The following is a 17903-nucleotide window of genomic DNA, read 5'->3' as shown; positions in this document are numbered from 1 at the left end:
AGGCGGATTTGGCAGCAAGGCGGATTTGGCGGCAAAGCGGATTTGGCGGGGTGTTCTCCGCCTCGGCCGCTCAAGTCCCGGCGCGACGCAGCCGGTGAGCCATCTGCGACAGTTCACCTTCGCCAAAAATGCCGTCCAGCATATGCAGCAATTCGCGCACCGCCCCGGATTTGCAGGAATAATAGATCATTTGCCGATCGCGGCGGGTCTCGACAAGGTCGGAAGCCCTGAGCTTGGCCAGATGCTGTGACAGGGCGGATTGGCTGAGCGACACCTTCTCGGCTATGGCGCCGACCGACATCTCGCCCTCGGCCAGATAGCTCATGATCAACAAACGCTTTTCGTTGCCCATCAGCGTCAGAAACGCAGCCGCGGTTCCGGCGTTGGCGACTAGTTTGTTCGAGACCATAGATCCCCCATGCCTTCTTGCTCATCCGCCGCTATGGGGGCAATAGCGTCGGATTCCATAGACTTTCCCTATAGATGCACGCCAGCGATTCAGCGTCACTCGCAAAGGTAGAACATTTCGCTCAAATCTCAAGGCTTGCTTTCCATGCAAGCCGATTAACTGTGCGGCTGTGATTAATTTGCCGATCGGGCAGCCTTTGCCATGTCGACCAGGACAAGCCTGAGGTCGCGTGCCGCTGCCAGCGGCTCGGGGAAGAAGACCCGACAGACATCGTCGCCGGATACGAGATCCATCCCGTCGGCGTCGAACCCGGTGACGATCCAGCCGTCGCCCTCGGCCCCGCCGAAATGACTTGCGTAGAGGGCAATCGCATCGAGATGGTCGGCGTTCATATGGTCGAGTGCCGATTGCTCGCCGACGGCAAGCTCTTCGACGATCGCTCCCGTCGCGACCAGATAGGTGCGGTCGAGCAGATAGGCCTTGCCGAAGCCGCCGTTCAGGCTGGCGCGCTCCGGTTCGACCCGGAAGATCGAGAAGTCGCCGAGTCCGGCATAGAGCTTCGCCTTGGGATTGTGGTTGAGGTAGCGCCGCTCGGCGCGGGCGTGTTCGTTCGATCCGCGTTCGAGCCGCACGGCGCGGCAGACGAGCGTCAGTCGCGGATGCGCCAGCGGATCGCCCTTGCCGGGTTCGCCGACGAGCAACGAGCAGCGCGGGTCGGCAAGGATAGCGCCGGTATGGGCGGACAGCATCGACACCAGGATCAATGGCGTGCCGTCGATGTCGGTGGCGACGCCGACCCGGGTGGCCAGCGGCGAACCGGTTCCTGGTTCGAGCACCGCAAGCGCGCCGAAACGGGCACTGCGAATCAGCGTCTTTGCCAGCCTGATCGCCTCGGCGTCGGTCGCGCGGATCACGTCTTTCCTGGGTTCGTCCAAAGCACCACCGTCGCTTTTATTTCGGCGCCATGCGGAGCGCGCCATCGAGGCGAATGGTCTCGCCATTGAGCATCTGGTTCTCGACGATGTGCAAGACAAGTGCCGCGTATTCCGAAGGCTCGCCCAAACGGGAAGGGAAGGGTACTGCGGCGCCGAGCGAATCCTGCACCTCCTGCGGCATGCCGGCCATCATCGGCGTCCTGAAGATGCCGGGCGCGATGGTGCAGACGCGAATGCCAAAGCGGGCGAGATCGCGCGCCACCGGCAGCGTCATGCCGACGACGCCGGCCTTGGACGCGGAATAGGCCGCCTGGCCGATCTGGCCGTCATAGGCCGCGACCGATGCGGTGTTGACGATCACGCCGCGCTCGCCGCCCTGTAGCGGTTCGAGCCTCGCGGTCCGGTCGGCGACCAGGCGGATCATGTTGAAGGTGCCGATCAGATTGACCTCGATCACCTTGCGGTATTGATCGAGTGGGTGCGCTCCGTCCTTGCCGATCGTCTTCAAGCCGATGGCGATGCCGGCGCAATTGACCAGAATGCGCGGCTCGCCGAGCGTCTCACCCACTTCCGCGACAGCAGCGGCACCGCTCTCCGCGTCGCTCACATCACATTGGACGGCGATGCCGCCGATGTCGGCCGCCACCTTGGCCGCCCGGTCGATGCCGAGATCGAGGACGGCAACCCTGGCGCCACGGGCGGCAAGAGCGCGCGCCGTCGCCTCGCCAAGGCCAGAGCCGCCGCCCGTGACGATCGCAATCTGGCCGTTCGGGTTCATCTTGACGTTCGCCTCCCGGCCCAGACTAATGTTGCGAAGCCACCGTGCAACAGCGCCGGCACGGTCACGCCATCGCGGCGATGTGCTCGGCAATCCTTGCCTGGTCGGCGTGGCAAACCTCGCCCACCAGCCTTGCCACCGCGCCCGGCATGATCTCGTGCGCCAAAAGCCGGTCGGGATCGACGGGACGCGGCATCGAGATCTGCCCGCGCGGCAGCCTCTTGAAGCCGAGCGGGCCGTAATAGGGTTCGTCGCCGACCAGCATCACGGCCGGCGCGCCGGCCTTGGCGGCGGCTTCCAGCGCGATTGCCACCAGCTTGCGGCCAATGCCGAGGTTTTTGAAGGCCGGCCGCACGGCGAGCGGCCCGAGCATCAGCGCGCGGCCGGCACCGGCGGCGATACGCGTCATCCGTACCGAGGCGACGACGATTGCGCCGTCGACGGCCACGAATGACAAAGCGCGTTCGTGCGAGCCAGCTTGGCGGATCTTGTAGGCGGCAAGCACGAAACGGCCCGGCCCGAAAGCCTCGTTGTTGATGGCTTCGATTTCAGGATCATGCGCCGGAGTTTCCGGCAGGTATTTCACGTCGGCAAGGCTCATGGTCTTTGCGTTCCGGTATACGAGGAAAGGTTTGCTGCAAGCGGCAGCGTTCGCCAGTCAGCGCTTCATCAAGCGCGGGCGCTCTTTCGTCGTCGGTCGAACCGGATCACGGCAAAGTCAAACATGCGGATGTCCGCTACCACCAATTTTCAGCCGCCGCAATCGGCCGGCGCAGCCGACACGCACTCGACGACCCAGCCGTTGACGATCTGTTCAGCGTCGGGGATTTCCGCGGGGCCGCTTGCTGCCCTACATCGGGTAGGAACGCGAAAGGATATTTTATGGGATTGCTAGTCGAAGGCCAATGGCAGGACCGCTGGTACGATACCGGGGAGAGTGGCGGGAAATTCGTGCGCGCGCAGTCACAGTGGCGCGACTGGGTGACCCGCGACGGCGCGCCGGCCGAAGGGCGAAAACGCGGCTTCAAGGCCGAGTCCGGCCGCTATCACCTCTATGTCTCGCTCGCCTGCCCGTGGGCGCATCGGACGCTGATCTTTCGCGTGCTCAAGAAACTCGAGGACGTGATTTCCATCTCGGTCGTCCATCATTTCATGGGCGCCGACGGCTGGACGTTCCTGGCCGAGGACGGCGCCACCGGCGACACGCTCTACGGCCTCGATTTCCTGCACCAGATCTACACCAGGGCCGGTCCCGGCTATTCGGGCCGGGTCACCGTTCCCGTGCTGTGGGACAAACGCGAGCAGACCATCGTTTCGAACGAATCCTCCGAGATTATCCGCATGCTCAATTCGGCGTTCGACGAATGGGGCGATGCCAAGCTCGATTTCTATCCGCAACCGTTGCGCGGCGAGATCGATGCGGTCAATGCGCTGGTCTATCCCGCGGTCAACAATGGCGTCTACCGTGCCGGCTTCGCCACCACGCAGACAGCCTACAAGGAGGCGTTCGGCGAATTGTTCTCGTCGCTCGACACGCTGGAGGACCGCCTGTCAAAGCAGCGCTATCTCGTTGGCGGCGGCATCACCGAGGCGGACTGGCGGCTGTTCACGACACTGGTCCGCTTTGACCCGGTCTATGTCGGCCATTTCAAGTGCAATCTGCGCCGCATCGCCGACTATCCGAACCTGTCGAATTATTTGCGCGACCTCTACCAGGTGCCGGGCGTCGCCGGCACGGTGAATTTGCACCACATCAAGTCGCATTATTACGGCAGCCACGAGACGATCAACCCGACGCGCATCGTGCCGGTCGGGCCAGAGCTCGACTATGGCGCGCCGCATGACCGAAACAGGTTCAGGAAGGCGGCTTGAAACCACCGACCGCGAGCTGGTTACTGGAAAGGCTCCGCATCGAGTTGGGCTCGTCTGGCGCGACTGGCCTTCAGAAAGATTTTGCCGAGTCGCTTGTTGAAGCCGATCGCGTTGAGGCAAAATCCAAAAAGCGCAAGTATTGCCAGAACTAGTATCCAGGCTCCGGCGGGGATATCTTCCAAGCTCGTCGGCGCGACGCCGACCAGCACCGAGAACAGTAGGCAAACGATTGAAAACAACAACGATGCAGCTGTTGAAAGAATGACTATTTTCCAATACTCACTTCGCTCAAATAGTCTTCCATGTCGTTTTATGAATGCTGAGTAGGAGAAAGAAGATGATGCGAATATTATAGCTAAATTCACGGCCGTTGCCGTGCTCTTTTCCACGGATGGAAGAAGGTACACAAAGGCTACCCATGAAACATACAATACTATTGTTGCAGAAATATAAATTCCAACATAACGCCAAATATTTACGGCTTCAATCTTGTCAACTGGCATTTGTTTCCCCCGAATTCGACGCAAAATAAAGTCTTGAGTTCCAAATGCAAGAAAATTCTCTGCTGTGAAGTCACCAGTGGGGCGAGGCCGCGGCGTTTCCAAAAATCTCCGCGATGCGCCGCAAAGTTGCCGGTGTCGTGCCCTCCGGCAGACGATCGAGCGAAAAGAAGCCGGCCTCAGCGATCTCGCGGTCGGGCAGTTTGGGTGCTTTCTGGTTGAACTCCTCGACCAGATAAAGGCCGACATGATCGCGGCGGCTGGCGCGGCGGTTGAAATGCAGCGATTTCAGCACCGGCGGTCCGGTCAGCGCGATGTTGCCTTCCTCGGACAGTTCGCGCGCCAGCGCCTCGATCATGGTCTCGCCCGGCTCGACGCCGCCGCCCGGAAGATGCCAGCCCGGAACATAGGTGTGGCGGATGAGGAAGACCGAATTGGAGGCTCGGTCGTGGATCAAGCCGCGCACGCCGAGCGTCATCGGCCGCCGCAGTACGAAGTACAGGTGAAACAGCCTTGCCCTGAGGCCCGGCCATCCGGTCTGGCGCAGGGCTTGCTCCGGATCCGGCGTCGTCATCGTCCGCGAAACCGTGAGTGGAAAGCGGCGCGCGCCTCGCCTATGAAGAAAAGATGTTCAGGCTCGCGCATATTTCCGATGTCCATCTGGGGCCGCTCCCCGATGTAACCTATCGCGATCTCGCCTCCAAGCGCGTGGTCGGCTACGTCAATTGGCAGCGCAACCGCCGCCGCCACATGCACGACGCCGTCATCGACACGATCGTCGCCGACATGAAGGCCAGCGGGCCGGACCATCTCGCCATCACGGGCGACCTGGTCAATCTGGCGCTCGACGGTGAACTCGAGATGGCCAAGCACTGGCTGGAGACGCTGGGCTCGCCCAACGACGTGTCGGTCGTGCCGGGAAACCATGACGCCTATGTGCCGGGCGCCTTCGACAAGACCTGCCGGTCGTGGGCGGCGTGGATGACCGGCGACGGCGTCAATACGCCGGTCGACCGCAACACCTTTCCGTATCTGCGCGTACGCGGCGATGTTGCGCTGATCGGCGTCTCCACGGCGCGCGCCACGGCTCCGTTCATGGCCAACGGCTTCTTTCTGGAAGGCCAGGCGGAACGGCTGCGCGGCATGCTCGACGCCACAGGCAAGCGCGGCCTGTTCCGGGTGATCATGATCCACCACCCGCCGATGCGCGGCGCCGTTTCGCAGAACAAGCGGCTGTTCGGCATCTCGCGCTTCCACAGGGTTCTTCACCGGCACGGCGCCGAGCTTGTGCTGCATGGTCATTCGCATGTGCCGTCGCTGTTCTTCATCGGCGCCCGCAAGACAAAAATCCCGGTGGTCGGGGTCGCCGCCGCCGGGCAGGCCCCCGGCAGTTCGCATGCGCCGGCGCAATACAATCTGCTCGACATCGACGGTGAAAAGAACAATTGGCGGATCAAGCTGACGCGCCGCGGCCTGACCGGGCCGGCATTGCCGCCCAGCGACCTGCAGACGCTGGAGCTTGGCGTCGAGGCCGAGGCGTCGATGGCTAGAGCAATTCCAGGAAAAGTGTGAAGCGGTTTTCCGTCCGGAATTGCATCAAAACAAAGAGATAGAGCCGTTCAGCGTTTCGGTGAAACGCTGAACCGCTTTAGAAGCTTATTTTCATCGCGACGATGCGATCCCAGAACAGCACGAGCGAAATCGCCAGGCCGACCAGGGCGCCGGCGGCGATCAGGCCGAGGCCGGAAAAGAACGCCGACCAGCCGTTGCTGCGCGCGGCGATCTGCAGCGGCGGCTCGGCCTCCGCCACCAGGGCGCGTTTAAGGCCGGCGACGGCTTGCTCGATGCCGCCTTCCATCATTCTCTGGCGCTCGACAACGCGCTCGGCGACATAGCGCGTCACCTGGTCGGCAACGACCTTCATGTCGGTCGATTCGGCGAGGACGACGCGGCCGATGCGCGTGTCCTTGAGAAAGCGGTAGGTGCGGCGGTCGCGTCCCATGGCGACATGGCTGACGGCGTCGATCCACAGCCGTGGCTGCAGGCCGGACGAGACGGCGAAGTCGAAACTGTCCATGTCGGTGGGCACGTCGCCGAAGACCGGCGCGAGTTCGGCGGCAAGCAGATCGAGCCGCATGCGATGCGCTTCGCGCATGTCGACGACGACGTCGTCGCGGTCGGCGAAGGCGTTCTTGACGTCGCGAATGGCATCGGACAGTTTTCGCGACTGATCGATCTGGGTGATGTTCTCGCCTGCGTCCTTCATCGGCGTTGCCTCGCGGGTTTGGTTAACACCGAATTAACACAGCCGCCGGCAAAATGCACTTGCCAGATCGACGGGCCGGCAAGGGTTCGGTGGAAGGAGCACCTGCGCCGCGGCCGTCCCGCGCGAGGACGGATCAGCTCGTCGCCGCAGCCAATTCTGGACGAAGCCGCCTGCTGCGACGCCGGATGTTGCGACGGACAGCCTCGACGACCAGGCCGGGCGCTTCCTCGACCAGCATATGGCCGGCTTCCAACACGCGGTGCAGATGAAAATGCTTCGGCAAGCCGTCCGCCTGGCTGACGGGCAGCATCGCGTCGTCGGTTCCCCAAACCACCATGATTGGCATATTCAGCGTTTCAAGCCGCTCGCTTGGGATGACGCCTTGCCGATCAGCCCTGGTCATGGCGGCCCCGAGCTCGACAAGTGTCCGTAGCTGACCGGGACGCTGCCGCATCTCGTTGACGAGATCGACCCTATGCTGCGAAGGCCGGCTTTGTGGTCCCGACATGTCGGCAAGACAGGCGCGGATTTCATCCGTGCCGGCAGCGGCGGCGTAACGACGCAGCAGCGGACCATTGATCTCAGGACCGAAACCGCCCGGCGCCAGCAGCGTCAGCGAGGCTATTTTTTCCGGCTCGTTCAATGCCATCAGGGCGGCCACGGCGCCGCCCATCGAGTGGCCGACGAGATGGGCCCGCTTAATCCCGCGAGCGGAAAAATCCGCAAGGACGGCACTGGCTGCAATCCTGGCCGGACCGCCGCCCGGAAAATCGAGCGACAGCCCATGCCCCGGCAGATCATAGGCCAACGTCCGCGCGCCGAGTGCCAGGGACGCGGCCACCTCGCGCCAGTCGTCGTGGCAGCCACCGAAACCATGCAGCAAGGCGATGGTTGTCGGGCCGGTGCCCCGTTCGGCAGCGTAAAGAGATGGGCTCATGCAAACTTTATGGATCAGATGCCCGGGGGCGGTCTTATGCGAGGATCAGTCTTTGCGGGAGATCAGACTTATGCGGAGATTAGTCTTATGCGCGATAAGACCTATGTGGGATCAGATTGGCCGGTTCAAATTGTGTCTGAATTGCGCTTTGGCCGTCCGGATGGCCAGTAAAATCTTCGCGATCACCTGACGTCGTGCACGCGCCGGGAGACGTCAGCTGGCGCCGCCAAGCCCGGCGGCGCGCAGGGCTTCCACCAGCCGGTTGGTCAGATCGGCGGGATATCTTCGTTCGACGAAAGTTGCGCGCGGATCGGCTGCGAATTTCGGGAATTTGGTGGTCAGTTCCTGCAGCAGCCTGCTCGCCAGCTTCTCGCGGCCGGCAGCCTTGGCGCCGATCAGCCGCGCGGCCAGATAATGCGATTTCATTTCCGTCGTTCGCAAGCCGTCGCCGGCAAGCGTCGCCTTGTTCATGTCGCCCATCATGAACTCTCCGGCGAACAGCCCGTAATCCCACCATGTCGGATGGGCGCTGGCGATGTCCACCGCGTGAGCGATGATCGGGGTGCCCTCGCTGTACCTGCCGGCGAAAACCAGCCCGTAGCCATAGGCGGCGGCCATTGCGAGATCGTAGGGATTGAGCTCATAGGCCTTGCGCATCCAGCGGATCGATTCCGCGGAATCGCCCATGCGCGAGTTGAGATAACCAAGGGCGCGGTGCGCGTAGGGGCTGGTCGGGCCCATCTGGATGGCGCGATGGGCAAACGTCATCGCTTTTTCGATCGTCGCGTCGGCGGGGTAGGGATAGTGGTCGGTGACCGCTTCAAGATGCAAGGACGCGAGCTCCGAATAGACGAGCGACGACTTCGCCTTCCCGTTGGCAAGATCTTCGAGGCAGCGGTAGGCGGCTTCGTGCGTCTGGGCGTTCTGGTCGAGATAATATTTGCCGTTGAGCACCAGGCACGCCGTCAGCCCGGTCTGGATGCCGCTCTGCTCGATGTAGTTGTAGATCGTGCCCGAGGCGGGAAGAGCCGAGCTCAAAATGCCGGAGATCTGGTCCTCGATGGCGGTGTTCGCGCTGTCGCCGGCGGTCAGGTTGCGTGACAGCAGCACGCGGCCGGTCGCCACGCTTTGCAGCTCGAGCATGATGTCGCCGCTGCGCGGCCCGGGCAGGACATCGAATACGAAGCTGGCGGCGTCGGTAACTGGATCGGGCGGGCTGTCGGCATCACGGCCGATGAAATTGATGGTGTCGAAGCCGCTAAGGCCGGCGCGCAGCGATGCGGCGACACGGCGAGCCACGTCGCTGTCGGCCTTGATGGCGATGTAGACCTGGGGAAGGTTTTCGACCGGAGGCGCTGCAATGCTGGCGGTCGCCACCGCGGTCTCGACCGCCGTGTCGCCGCCGGTCAGCAATACCACGCTGCCCTGGCGAAGGATCAGCACACCCAGCATGAGAATGACCAGCGCGATCGCCAGCCAGAAGAATTGCAAATGCCGCTGCAGCGAAGGTGCAGCAGGGGTGACGGCTGGAACGCTCAGCAATGCAGCCGGATGTGTCCGGTTGCGGGCGTCCTCCAGCGATCCGGGCGGGGCGTTTGTCGCCTCTTCTGTCGCCGGCTGCGGCTTGCTCTTTGCCTCCACCTCCGCCGGCAAGCGAATGGCATTGAGTTCGTAGGATGGAACATAGCCGCCGCGCGGAATGGCGATGCGGACCGGTTCGGCAACGCCCTCATTGGCGAAATACTGCTGCAGAAGCTCGCGCAGCCTGCCGGCCTGCACCCGCACCACCGCATCGGTCGACGGATCGAAATCGCCGTCCTTGCCGAAGACGTCCATCGCTATGGAGAAGCCCTTGAGCCGGTCGGCTTCGCCTGCCTGCTCGCGCTCGACGAGATAGCGGAGCAGCTTGCGCGCGCGCTCGGATCGTCCGAACGTTTCGCTGGCAAGCAATCGCTCCAGCGTTTCGCGCACTGCGGGGGCGGCAGGCGTGGTATGCTGCAAGTGTCGATCCCTTCGAATTCGGCACAGGTTGAGGTACAATCATATAGCGCTGGCGGCGCCTTACAAGCGTGTGCTTATGGTGCGATAGCGTACCCACCGGATAAAAGTCCGGTGGGCCGATGGCGCGAGTCTGGCAGTCTCGGCTAGCCGAGCTTTCGGCCGACGATGCGGTTGGCGGCCGAAACCACGGCTTCGAGCGAGGCGGCGACGATGTTGGTGTTAATGCCGGCGCCGAACAGCTTGCCGCCCGGATGTTCCATCTCGACATAGGAAATGGCCGAGGCATTCGAGCCGCGCTGCATGGAATGCTCGGAATAATCCAGCACCGACATCGGCACCCCGACATGGCGCGACAGCGCATCGACGAAGCCGTCGATCGGGCCGGTGCCGGTGCCTGATATGGTCACCTCCTTGCCTTTGTCGAGGATCACCGCTTCGACCACGCGCCGGCCCTTGACCTCGGTGTCGGGGTAGGTGTGGTGGTCGAGGAATTTCAGCCGCGCGCCGGGCTGGTCGACATAGGTGTCGAGAAAGCGCTCGTAGATGCGCCTGGCCGGCACCTCCTTGCCTTCGGCGTCGGTGATCGCCTGGATGGCCTGGCTGAACTCGATCTGCAGGTTGCGCGGCAGGTTGAGGCCGTAATCCGCATGCAGCACATAGGCGATACCGCCCTTGCCGGACTGCGAGTTGATGCGGATGATGGCTTCATAGCTGCGGCCGACATCGGCTGGGTCGATCGGCAGGTAGGGCACCTCCCAGTGCGGCGTGTTGGCCTTGCGCAGCGCCTTCATGCCCTTGTTGATGGCGTCCTGGTGCGAGCCGGAAAAGGCGGTGTAGACGAGCTCGCCGACATAGGGATGGCGCTCGGGGATCTTCAGCTGGTTGGAGTATTCGTAGACGTCCTTCATGCGATTGATGTCCGAGCAGTCGAGCTTGGGATCGACGCCTTGCGTGTACATGTTGAGCGCCAGCGTGACGATGTCGACATTGCCGGTGCGCTCGCCATTGCCGAACAGCGTGCCTTCGACGCGGTCGGCGCCCGCCATCAGGCCGAGTTCGGTGGTGGCGATGCCGGTGCCGCGGTCATTGTGCGGGTGCAGCGAGATCAACAGGTTCTCGCGATTGTCGAGATTGCGGCACATCCATTCGATGCGGTCGGCATAGATGTTGGGCGTCGACATCTCGACCGTGGAGGGCAGGTTGATGATCAGCTTGTTTTCCGCCGTCGGCCTGACGATCTCGGTGACCGCGTTGCAGATCTCCAGCGCCACTTCGAGCTCGGTGCCGGTAAAGCTCTCCGGCGAGTATTCGAAACGGTAGCCGCCGCCGGCCTTCGCCGCCATGTCCGTGATCATCTTGGCCGCATCGGTGGCGATCCGCTTGATGCCGGCGACGTCCTTCTCGAAGACGACGCGGCGCTGCAGCTCGCTGGTCGAGTTATAGAAATGGACGATCGGGTTGGTGGCGCCCTTCAGCGCCTCGAAAGTGCGGGTGATCAGTTCCGGCCGGCACTGTACCAGCACCTGCAGCGAGACGTCGGCGGGCACGTTGCCTTGTTCGATGCACCAGCGGGCGAAATCGAAGTCGGTCTGCGAGGCCGACGGGAAGCCGATCTCGATCTCCTTGAAGCCCATGTCGAGCAGCAGGGCGAACATGCGCGCCTTGCGTTCCTGGCCCATCGGATCGATCAGCGCCTGGTTGCCGTCGCGCAGGTCGACCGAGCACCAGATCGGCGCCTTGTCGATCACTTTCGAAGGCCAGGTGCGATCGGCAAGGCCGACGGTCGGATAGGGTTGGTATTTGCGGGCAGCGTCCGGCATGCCCTTCGCGGGCTTGGTGGTTTCCTCTACGTTCAGACGGATATCTTCTCGTGCGTTCATCGTCTTTTCTCCCGGCGGCTCGCGGATCCAGCTTCAGGCGGATTGGTGGCGAGCGGCGCCTTTACCAGAATTTCGTTCGCTTGATGTGACGTGCCAATTTGCAGACTGGCCAAGGAGCGTGCGCGTGAGCGGCGAATTCGACCGCCGGGCGCTCCTTCAGCGAACCCGGCGATCGCCGATAAGGCCGAGAAGCAGCAGGGTGGAAGCAAGCGCGCGAACGGTCTGGCCGGCAATGCCGGTCGGACGGGACGCAAAAGAGGTGGCGCGCGGGCTCATGGCGGTTTTCATACAGGAGCGGGCAAAGCGAGGCAAGTGGGAGCACGCCCGTCGGCTTGGGGCTGTTCGATGCCAGGGAAATCAATCAAACGGATGACCGATGCTGGCGCTGCCCCTCACTCGGGGCGGCGCAGACCTGTCGCGATTGTCCGGGTAGCCACATTTTGTTCTTGCTTTGTGCCGGCAACTATGCTACTAATTTGGGTATGGTGCTAATTGGCTCCAACGACCCGCCTCCCGAGGCGGGTTTTTTATTTTCGGCGTCATGCTTCGAGGACTACCCTATCGTCCCATCCGGCCGCTCCTTCCAGAGCACCGGAATCCGGTCCAGGAGGAAAGACATGGACACGCCCGATCCCATCCGCCGCTTTGTCGAAGCCACCAATGCCGGCGACACCGAAGCCTTCCTGGACAGTTTCACGCCGGATGCCTTTCTGAGCGACTGGGGCCGGTCGTTCCGGGGCCGCGAGCAGATTGCGCGCTGGAACCAGTCGGACAATATCGGCGTGCAGTCCAGGTTCAGCATCCTCGGCATCGCAGCAGCGGACGGCACCTGCCGCGTTCGCATCGCCGTCGAAGGCAACGGTTTCAACGGCGAGGGCGATATGGTCTTCACGCTGGACGGCGAGCGTATATCGAGCCTGGTGATCAGCTGACGCAGCCCAGCTGGGCTTTACTCCCGCAGGCTTCTCGCCACCAGCCGCGCCACGCTTGGGCCGACCAGAAGCACGATCAGGAAGCGTGCCGATTGCAGCGCCATGACGAAGGATATGTCGACATGCTGCGCGGCGGCGGCGATGATGGCGACGCTGTCCATGCCGCCCGGGCTGGTTGCCAGATAGGCGGTCAGCGGATCGATGCCGAGCAGGCGGCTGATCAGGAAGGCGAGGCCGCCGCAAAAGCCGATCAGGGCAATGATCGAGCCGACGATCTGCGGCAGCGCGCGGGCCGCGTGGCGCAAAATGGCCCTGGTGAAATTCAGGCCGATGCTCCAGCCGATCGTCGTATAGCTCAAGGCAAGCAGCCAGGGCGGCAACTGCATGGTCACGCCGAGCCCAAGATGGATAACGGTGCCGAAAATGAAGGTGCCGAGGAAGAACGGCGACGGCAGCCGGAAAATCTTGCCGGCGAGGCCGCCAACCAGCGCCACGCCGAAAGTCGCGGCTAAGCCTTGCGGGTCGACCGGTGGGAACCAGACGATGGCTGGCACCTCGATGCCCGAGGTGTCGACCCAGAGCTTGGCCACCAGGGCTGCCGTCATCGAGACGCAGATGACGCGCAGATAAAGCATGAAGGCGACGAGGCGCTGGTCGGCGCCGAAGGCACCGGCCATCAGCACCATGGCGGTGGCGGCGCCCGGCGACGAGCCCCAGACCGCGGTGGTGCCGGGCAGGATGCGCCAGCGGCTGATCAGCCAGCCGAGCAGGCTGGATGCCGCGACCGTCGCCATCACGACGCCAAGGAACAGCGGCCATTCCTTGTAGAAGACGGGAAAGATATCGGCCGAGATGGAACTGGCGACCAGGCAGCCGACGATCGCCTGGGCTGAGCCGAACAGAACCCGCGGCACGCGCACCGTGGCGCCGTTGGTGCCGGCGACGATGGCCGCCAGCATCGGTCCGATCAAGAGCGCGGCCGGCAGGGCGGCGAGTTCCAGCGCGCCGGCAAACAGCACCGAGACCACCACCAGGACCGGCCACTGCCAGGCCTTGTGGATCCGCGCCAGGTGCTCGATGGCCGGCGGGTTCGGGGAAGAATCCATAGATGGGCTCTTAGACCGGCCGCGAAAAAATGCGAACCCTTTTTGCGGGGTTGGCCTTGGGTGACGACTGCACTAGGAGATGGCCGGCAGGCCAGAGGGGGGCGCTGTCCCGCCGGCCTCTCCCTCTATTCCGCCTTCGCTGGCAAGCCGAACCCGCCAACAGGATGCGTCTCCACCTGGAACTCGAACCCGGCGATGATCGGCCGTGCCTTGGCGATTGCCGCCTGGACTTCGGGCAGCTGCAGCGAAGCCTTGTGGCTTTCGGCGTCGGTCCACACTTCGGTCACCCAGATCGCGTCGGCATCGGCCGGGTCGGTGGCGATGATGTAGTTCAGGCAGCCGGGCATGGCGCCGGTGCTGGCGAGCAGGATATCCATCATTGCGTCACGCTGGCCGCGCATCGCCCGCATCTTGCCGATCAGTCCGTACATTCGATTTGCTCCGTTAAGATGACGCAACCAGGAGTATGCAGTTCGCCGTCTACGGCATCAACTGCCCGCCATTGACCTCGATCACCTGGCCGATGATGTAGCCGCTCAACAGATCGGAGGAGAGGAACAGATAGGCGCCGACGCAGTCCTCGGCCGTGCCGGCGCGGCCCTGCGGGATGGTGGCGATCATGCTTCTCATCTGTTCGTCGGTCGAGTAGCGCTCGTGGAAAGGGGTGGCGATGGTGCCGGGCGCCACTGCGTTGACGCGGATGTTGAAGCCGATCAGCTCTTTGGCCATGCCGCGCGTGACGTTGGAGACGAAGGCTTTGGCCGAGCCGTAAAGGCCGGCGCCGCCACCGGCGCCGTTGCGCGCGGCGATCGAGGAGGTGTTGACGATGAAGCCGCCCTGGCGCTTCAGCCATGGGATCGCCTTGCGCGAAGCCGTCAGCACCGAGCGCGCGTTGAGGTCCATCACCGCGTCGTAATGCGCCTCGGTCTGCTCGGCATAGGGCACGCGGCCGAGCATGCCGCCGGCATTGTTGACGAGGCCGTCGAGCCGGCCGAAATGTTGCGCACTGTCCTCGACGACGCGCTCGACATCGGCAGGGATCGAGAAATCGCCCTGGGCGAGGAACACGTCGCCGCCGCCGTTGCGAATGGTCGCGGCCAGGTTTTCGGCAGCCGCGCGGCTCGAATTGTAATGCAGCGCGACGCGGCATTTCTGCGCGGCGTAGGCAAGTGCAAGCGCCGCGCCGATGCCGGTCGACGCGCCGGTGACCAGCACCGCCTTTCCGGCAAGGTCGGGGATGACCAGAGAGGGGCTGACAAGGGCGGTGGTGGCTGGCACGTCTATTCCTCCGGGGGACTCTGCCTGCTCTTCGTAGGCCCTCGCAGTCCTCGCATTCAAGTCCGTAAAAGTTTAGAGCGGTTCACCGTTTCACGGAGACGGCGAACCGCTCCCTCTTTGTCTTGACGCAATTCCGGACGGAAAACCGTTTCACACTTTTCCTGGAATTGCCCTATGGCCTGAGATAGGCGTAGCCCTGGCGTTGCAATTCGGCGAGCTTGACGACGCCGCCCCTGTCGGCTGCATGGAAGCCGTCGAGCAGGTCGGCAAGGCCGATATCCATGCCGTGCATGGTGTTGGCGCAAGCGTGCGGGCTGAGCCCGTCCTGGACAAGGCCGGCGAACCGCCCGGAAATGGCGGCGGATATGCCCTTCGACTTGAAGGCGGCAAGTGCCGGGCCGTGCACGACAAGCGCGATGTCGGCATTGCCGTCGGTGCCTTCGAAGTGGTTCTTGATGTTGCCGAGCACGAAATTGACCTTGTCGAGGTCGCTGAGGTGATAGGCGACCTTTTGCCTTTCCTCTTCGACAGCCTTGACTTCAATGGCTGCCGCCTTGGTCGGGCGCAGCCCGAAAAGCCCGGCAACTCCGGCAAGACCGACGCGGAAAATATCGCGGCGTCGCATGGCTTCATCTCCCATTTGGCCGGCCGGCGCAAATTGCGTGGCCTCGGCCGCGATCCTAGCATAAATTGACGCCACGTCTTGTCGGGGCAATGGAGGGGTAGCATGACGTCGAGGACCATAATGGGGACCATTGTGGGCGCCGGAGTTGGGATTGCCTTGCTCGCCGCCGTCGCCGGCTCTGCTTTCGCCGATGACACGCTCAAACTCACCGAGCTCAGCCCCGACGGCAAGGACGCCTGCTTCGGCCGCGTCTATGATGCCGCGCATCTCAAGTCGCATCCGCAGCAGAAGGTGGCGCGCATCTTCTTCTACTACGGCCGCGACCCGGTCAGCCGGCCGAACGAGGAGCCAAGCGCCGGCATCGACTCCTCCTACAATGGCTTCATGGCGACGACGGTGCGCGGCGCCGGGGCGCCGGAATGGCTCGGTGGCTGGTGCAGCCATGAGTCCGAGGACGGCAAGACCGGCCCGATCCGCTGCGGCATGGATTGCGATCGCACCATGGCTTCGCTGAAGGTCGACGACAAAGGCCGGCTGATTGTCTCGGACGTGCAGCCCGACCTCTATCTCGACGCCGGCTCGGAAGACGAGCTCGGCAAGGCGGAGTACGAAAGGCAGGCGCTGGGCAAGGACGATAACGGCTTCAGGCTCGACCCGATGCCAGCCGCGACCTGCAAGGCGGAGTTCGCGCGCATCGACCCGATCGACCCGGCCCTTGGCCCGCCATTGCGCGAGCGACTGAAGCCGGACCAGGCCTTCTGCTACGGACGCGACTACGACGCCGCGCATCTCGGCTCGCATCCCGATCAGCTGACCCAGTCGATCAGGGTTTTCCGCGGACCGGTCGAGCTGGCGTCTTTCGCCAAGGAGGGCGATCCGGCCAATTGGCCAAGCGGCGCCGACATCGCCGTTTCGGTTACCACGCGGCAGAAATCGGCCAAGGTCACGCAGGTCTACAACTGCCAGGGCGAGGGCGACCAGTGGCGCTGCGCGGCGAGCGCGAAGACGGGTGCTGCCTCCTGCGACATCGCGCAAAAGGAGGTCTTCCTTCGCCGCGGCGCCAACGGCACGATGATGCTGGCCAACCCGAACAGCGGCCTGCCGATCGTCGATCTGTGCTCGAAAGCGGCGGCAGGCGACACAATGTCCGACGACAAGGTCTACCGGCTGCAGCCTATGCAGCAGGCTGCCTGCGGGCTTTGAGCAGTTGAGAACCGCGATGCCGGCGGGACAGCGCCCCCCTCTGTCCTGCCGGACATCTCCCCCTCAAGGGGGGAGATCGGCAGCTTCGCCGACAGCGCTTGTCGTTGGAGATTGGCGAAGCCCGAAGCGACATCCAATCTCCCCACTAGAGGGGGAGATGTCCGGCAGGACAGAGGGGGGCGCGAAGGATCACGACTGAGCGATGTTTTCTCTGCGACGCCACCTCACGCGAACGGCACGGCCGTCGTGCCCTTGGGCAGTTTCGCTTCGTCGTCGGGTTCGACATGGATGATGACCCGCACGGAAGGGATTTCGGCCTTCAGCGCGTCTTCGATGCGGTCGCAAATGACGTGGCTGGCGCCGACCGACATGTCGGCGTCGACAACCAGATGGAACTCGATGAAGGTGGCGCGGCCGGCGATGCGCGTCTTCAGGTCGTGGACCTCGAGCGCGCCCTTGCAATTGGCCGAGATGATGTCGCGGATACGGATATGTTCCTGGGTATCGACGGCGCGGTCCATCAGTCCGTTCATCGACGAGCCGATGACGTGCCAGCCCTGCCACAGGATGTTGAGCGCCACGATCACGGCAAGAGCCGGATCGAGAACCTGCCAGCCGGTCAGCACGGCGCCGACCAGGCCGATGAACACACCGACCGAGGTCGCCACGTCGGTCATGATATGCCTGCCGTCGGCAACCAGCGCCGGTGATTTTTCGCTTCGGCCGGTGCGGATCAGTGTCAAGGCCCAGACGGCGTTGATGACCGTTGCGACGCCGTTAATGGCAAGGCCGGTCCATGGCTGTTCGAGCGGGGCCGGATGCTGCCACGACCACCAGACCTCGTTGAGGATGAGCAGCGCGGCAAGCACGATCAGCACGCCTTCCAGGACGGCCGAGAAATACTCGGCCTTGTGGTGGCCGAACGGATGGTCCTGGTCGGCCGGCTTGTAGCTGACCTGGATCGCCCAATAGGCGGCCGCTGAGGCAATGACGTTGACGATCGATTCCAGCGCGTCCGAATAAAGCGCAACCGAACCGGTGACGTACCAGGCCACCAGCTTCAGGCCGAGCACGACGAAGGCGACGACGATCGACCAGAAGGCGAGGCTGGCGACCTTCTGCCTGGCGGCGGCTTTGTTATCCACCGCGGTCACTGGGGAAGAAATCCCAACACTGAGCCC

General features: G+C 63.5%; 19 protein-coding genes. 4 read left to right on the top strand and 15 right to left on the bottom strand.

The window, feature by feature from the left end:
- Nucleotides 1–70: 70 nt before the first annotated feature.
- The 4 genes from NKH83_RS16775 to NKH83_RS16760 form a co-directional block, all read right to left on the bottom strand.
- A complete protein-coding gene (locus NKH83_RS16775; protein ID WP_254819124.1) occupies nt 71–409 on the bottom strand; it encodes an ArsR/SmtB family transcription factor in 339 nt (112 codons plus the stop codon).
- 173 nt (nt 410–582) lie between these two features.
- A complete protein-coding gene (locus tag NKH83_RS16770; protein ID WP_352805914.1) occupies nt 583–1389 on the bottom strand; it encodes a HugZ family pyridoxamine 5'-phosphate oxidase in 807 nt (268 codons plus the stop codon).
- The gene (locus tag NKH83_RS16765) at nt 1361–2122 is read right to left on the bottom strand and encodes a 3-hydroxyacyl-CoA dehydrogenase (protein WP_352805891.1); all 762 of its coding nucleotides are present in this window, start codon (nt 2120–2122) and stop codon (nt 1361–1363) included. The genes NKH83_RS16770 and NKH83_RS16765 overlap by 29 nt, the downstream gene beginning before the upstream one ends.
- Before the next feature lie 64 nt (nt 2123–2186).
- Entirely contained in the window at nt 2187–2723 is a 537-nt protein-coding gene (locus tag NKH83_RS16760) for a GNAT family N-acetyltransferase (RefSeq protein ID WP_254819127.1), read from the bottom strand.
- 281 nt (nt 2724–3004) lie between these two features.
- Between NKH83_RS16760 and NKH83_RS16755 the strand changes: the two genes are divergently transcribed.
- Nucleotides 3005–3994, top strand: a complete 990-nt coding sequence (locus NKH83_RS16755) for a glutathione S-transferase family protein (protein WP_352805887.1) — start codon at nt 3005–3007, stop codon at nt 3992–3994.
- Nucleotides 3995–4014: 20 nt separating this feature from the next.
- Here NKH83_RS16755 and NKH83_RS16750 read toward each other — a convergent pair whose 3' ends face one another.
- Nucleotides 4015–4497 (bottom strand): ABZJ_00895 family protein, encoded by a 483-nt coding sequence (locus NKH83_RS16750; RefSeq protein ID WP_352805884.1) that lies wholly within the window; start codon nt 4495–4497, stop codon nt 4015–4017.
- Nucleotides 4498–4567: 70 nt separating this feature from the next.
- Nucleotides 4568–5068 (bottom strand): NUDIX domain-containing protein, encoded by a 501-nt coding sequence (locus tag NKH83_RS16745; RefSeq protein ID WP_352651074.1) that lies wholly within the window; start codon nt 5066–5068, stop codon nt 4568–4570.
- A 53-nt stretch (nt 5069–5121) separates the two neighbouring features.
- Here NKH83_RS16745 and NKH83_RS16740 point away from each other — a divergent pair, with 53 nt between their 5' ends.
- Nucleotides 5122–6066, top strand: a complete 945-nt coding sequence (locus NKH83_RS16740) for a metallophosphoesterase family protein (RefSeq protein WP_352805911.1) — start codon at nt 5122–5124, stop codon at nt 6064–6066.
- Between the two features lie 76 nt (nt 6067–6142).
- Here the strand turns inward: NKH83_RS16740 and NKH83_RS16735 are convergent, their stop codons facing one another.
- The 4 genes from NKH83_RS16735 to leuA form a co-directional block, all read right to left on the bottom strand.
- On the bottom strand, nt 6143–6760 hold the full coding sequence (locus NKH83_RS16735) for a hypothetical protein (RefSeq protein WP_254819130.1): 618 nt from the start codon (nt 6758–6760) through the stop codon (nt 6143–6145).
- A gap of 133 nt (nt 6761–6893) precedes the next feature.
- Nucleotides 6894–7697 (bottom strand): alpha/beta fold hydrolase, encoded by an 804-nt coding sequence (locus NKH83_RS16730; protein ID WP_352805880.1) that lies wholly within the window; start codon nt 7695–7697, stop codon nt 6894–6896.
- Nucleotides 7698–7910: 213 nt separating this feature from the next.
- Nucleotides 7911–9698 carry a tetratricopeptide repeat protein gene (locus NKH83_RS16725; protein ID WP_352478054.1) on the bottom strand — a complete coding sequence of 596 codons (1788 nt, stop codon included), beginning with the start codon at nt 9696–9698 and terminating at the stop codon, nt 7911–7913.
- Between the two features lie 143 nt (nt 9699–9841).
- Complete coding sequence (gene leuA, locus NKH83_RS16720) at nt 9842–11578, bottom strand: 2-isopropylmalate synthase (protein ID WP_352805877.1); 1737 nt, start codon at nt 11576–11578, stop codon at nt 9842–9844.
- 617 nt (nt 11579–12195) lie between these two features.
- Between leuA and NKH83_RS16715 the strand changes: the two genes are divergently transcribed.
- Nucleotides 12196–12510: a nuclear transport factor 2 family protein gene (locus tag NKH83_RS16715; protein ID WP_254819134.1), complete on the top strand. Its 315-nt coding sequence runs from the start codon at nt 12196–12198 to the stop codon at nt 12508–12510.
- Between the two features lie 17 nt (nt 12511–12527).
- Here the strand turns inward: NKH83_RS16715 and NKH83_RS16710 are convergent, their stop codons facing one another.
- From NKH83_RS16710 to NKH83_RS16695, 4 genes are all read right to left on the bottom strand, one after another.
- Entirely contained in the window at nt 12528–13616 is a 1089-nt protein-coding gene (locus NKH83_RS16710) for an AbrB family transcriptional regulator (protein WP_352651064.1), read from the bottom strand.
- A 125-nt stretch (nt 13617–13741) separates the two neighbouring features.
- The gene (locus NKH83_RS16705) at nt 13742–14047 is read right to left on the bottom strand and encodes a putative quinol monooxygenase (RefSeq protein WP_352805874.1); all 306 of its coding nucleotides are present in this window, start codon (nt 14045–14047) and stop codon (nt 13742–13744) included.
- Between the two features lie 49 nt (nt 14048–14096).
- Nucleotides 14097–14894 carry an SDR family NAD(P)-dependent oxidoreductase gene (locus NKH83_RS16700; RefSeq protein WP_352805871.1) on the bottom strand — a complete coding sequence of 266 codons (798 nt, stop codon included), beginning with the start codon at nt 14892–14894 and terminating at the stop codon, nt 14097–14099.
- Nucleotides 14895–15066: 172 nt separating this feature from the next.
- Nucleotides 15067–15519, bottom strand: coding sequence for a DsrE family protein (locus tag NKH83_RS16695; protein ID WP_352805869.1), 453 nt, complete (start codon nt 15517–15519; stop codon nt 15067–15069).
- A gap of 102 nt (nt 15520–15621) precedes the next feature.
- Here NKH83_RS16695 and NKH83_RS16690 point away from each other — a divergent pair, with 102 nt between their 5' ends.
- Entirely contained in the window at nt 15622–16722 is a 1101-nt protein-coding gene (locus NKH83_RS16690; RefSeq protein WP_352805865.1) for a hypothetical protein, read from the top strand.
- A 224-nt stretch (nt 16723–16946) separates the two neighbouring features.
- On the opposite strand, the gene NKH83_RS16685 is transcribed toward NKH83_RS16690, so the two are convergent.
- The gene (locus tag NKH83_RS16685; protein WP_502895580.1) at nt 16947–17876 is read right to left on the bottom strand and encodes a cation diffusion facilitator family transporter; all 930 of its coding nucleotides are present in this window, start codon (nt 17874–17876) and stop codon (nt 16947–16949) included.
- Nucleotides 17877–17903: the final 27 nt, after the last annotated feature.

Source organism: Mesorhizobium sp. M0909, from assembly GCF_040319515.1.
Lineage (GTDB): Bacteria > Pseudomonadota > Alphaproteobacteria > Rhizobiales > Rhizobiaceae > Mesorhizobium.
Note: the sequence above shows the minus strand (reverse complement) of the source record. Positions and strands in the feature narration are given on the sequence as shown.